The organism is Aetokthonos hydrillicola CCALA 1050 (genome assembly GCF_017591665.1).
Classification (GTDB): domain Bacteria; phylum Cyanobacteriota; class Cyanobacteriia; order Cyanobacteriales; family Nostocaceae; genus Aetokthonos; species Aetokthonos hydrillicola.
The window spans coordinates 1-1,882 of the sequence record NZ_JAAKGC010000331.1; the positions used below are offsets into that span (position 1 = coordinate 1).

Genomic DNA, 1,882 nt, shown 5'->3' on the forward strand with positions numbered 1-1,882 from the left:
GCCATTTTCTCATGCAATAGCGATCATGCTGTGCCAGTTGCGTAAGTCCTGGCACATATTCTCTATCTTTCCTAGTTTACTTGAATATGTGACTCTCTCTAGCAAGTTTTGCGGTTCTAGTTTTTTTCAAAGTTGGGCTTCTTTGCCCATGGTGCTAATAACCGTCACTGTTATGGGAGTTGGAATATATCTGCCATTTTCTCCAATTGCAGCCAGTTTAGGGTTTATTCCTTTGCCAGGCGTTTATTTTCTCTGGTTAGCTTTAATCCTAACTTGCTATTGTGTACTGACTCAATTTGTGAAAACTTGGTTCATCAAGAAGTATGGATATACTTAAGGTCATCGGTGGTTGGAAGCTCTGAAGAAGTCAGGAGGCAGAGGGCAGAAGGTTTGCAATACAGTCTGGGCTTCTCCCAAGGGGAGACGCTTCGCGAACAGACCCACACTGATTGCAGGCTGCTGAATCAGAGATTTCAGTGGGGGGCAAGGGACTACCCCAGTTTAGTAGGCCAGAGGCTGACTCCCAAGCAATTAGCTTCAGGGGGTCAGGGGATGTGCTGGGTAATTCACATCGATCATTTAGTAGTGAATTAGCTGACAATAAACGCAGTCAGCATTATCAGGGCAACGAACAGGATAGCTCCTGCTCCCAACAAGATATAACGTTGCTGCTGTTTTGGTGAGGGATACTTTGCCCTGGACATATCTGGCTCAATTGCATAGCTATTGTTAATTCCCTCATCGTCTACTGTGTAGCCAGGGGTAAGAGGCATATCAGGCAATTTATTGCCATCCCGACGTGTATTGGCTTGGACTTCAGCCGGGATTAGCTCACTGCCATCACTAGGAGGATGTTCATCTAGATTGAGGGTTGTCCCTTCTTTATTGGTGTAGCGCATAGGTGTATGCCCTCGGTTAGATTCTTATACATATATTATAAGCTATTTAAACAACTATTTGCTGGGTAAAATAGCAGTCAATAGTTATAAATTATCCATGACTTTTGATTACGCTCTAAAAAAACCGCGAGGAAACTCACCTTTGGAGGCATGGGAGGGAATCGATGCCTCACTGTTTCGAGAAAAGGACATAGATACAAACCCTAAACACTTATAAAATTTTACGGTAAGCTATGGTTAGGATATGAAAATTTTATTTTTATTTTGGTTCCCCTGAAATAGTTGGCTAAATTATGGTTTACAAATAACGAAAGAACCTTATTAATTCAATGTTAATTATATGCTGTTTGATAAATTACCCTTAAGTTAATATAGATTAAAGGAGGAATCAACTGTCCTAAATTCAGGAGACGCAGAGCGCTTTTTTGTTAAATAATCTTTATTGTGTTATACTTTGAGCTCAGTACAAATACACTTCCAGTATTTAATTCTAAAATGTTAAATAGGCATTACGAGCAGGGTTTACAAAAAGTTGTTGAAGGCTTAACTAGCAAAATGCAACGAGATACTTTAATTAAAGAAACAACGAGTAAACTCCGAAAATTGCTAGAGGTAGATCGGGTGGTGTTGTATTATTTCTATAATGAGTGGGAGGGGCAGGTAACTTTTGAATCTTTGAATTCTAAGGAATTATCAATTCTTGGTTCAACAGGACCAGATGGTTGTTTTAACAATGAGTATGCCGCTCTATATTTAGCTGGACGGGTAAGGGCGATCGCTGACATCAAATCAGAACCCATCGAGAGTTGTCACCGAGATTTTCTTTCCAGTATGCAGGTTCGTGCTAACTTAGTTGTACCAGTTTTAATTCCTAGAGGATTATGGGGCTTGTTCGCTGCTCATCAGTGTCAATCAACTCGCCATTGGTCACAGTCTGATATTGAACTGATGCAAGAAGGGGCAAAAACCCTAGCAACAGCTCC

General features: G+C 40.8%; 2 protein-coding genes and 1 pseudogene. 2 read left to right on the forward strand and 1 reads right to left on the reverse strand.

The window, feature by feature from the left end:
• Positions 1 to 337: pseudogene (locus tag G4P69_RS37550) on the forward strand (hypothetical protein); the annotation flags it as partial.
• 253 nt (positions 338 to 590) lie between these two features.
• Here G4P69_RS37550 and psb34 read toward each other — a convergent pair.
• Positions 591 to 899: a photosystem II assembly protein Psb34 gene (gene psb34 / locus G4P69_RS37555; protein ID WP_208355014.1), complete on the reverse strand. Its 309-nt coding sequence runs from the start codon at positions 897 to 899 to the stop codon at positions 591 to 593.
• Between the two features lie 495 nt (positions 900 to 1,394).
• On the opposite strand from psb34, the gene G4P69_RS37560 reads away from it, so the two are divergent.
• On the forward strand, positions 1,395 to 1,882 hold a 488-nt coding region (locus tag G4P69_RS37560; protein ID WP_208355015.1), incomplete at its 3' end, for a GAF domain-containing protein.

Bases quoted from the DNA above. Each gene is read 5' to 3' on its own strand.
- psb34 (WP_208355014.1), bottom strand. From the start codon at position 899: ATGCGCTACACCAATAAAGAAGGGACAACCCTCAATCTAGATGAACAT.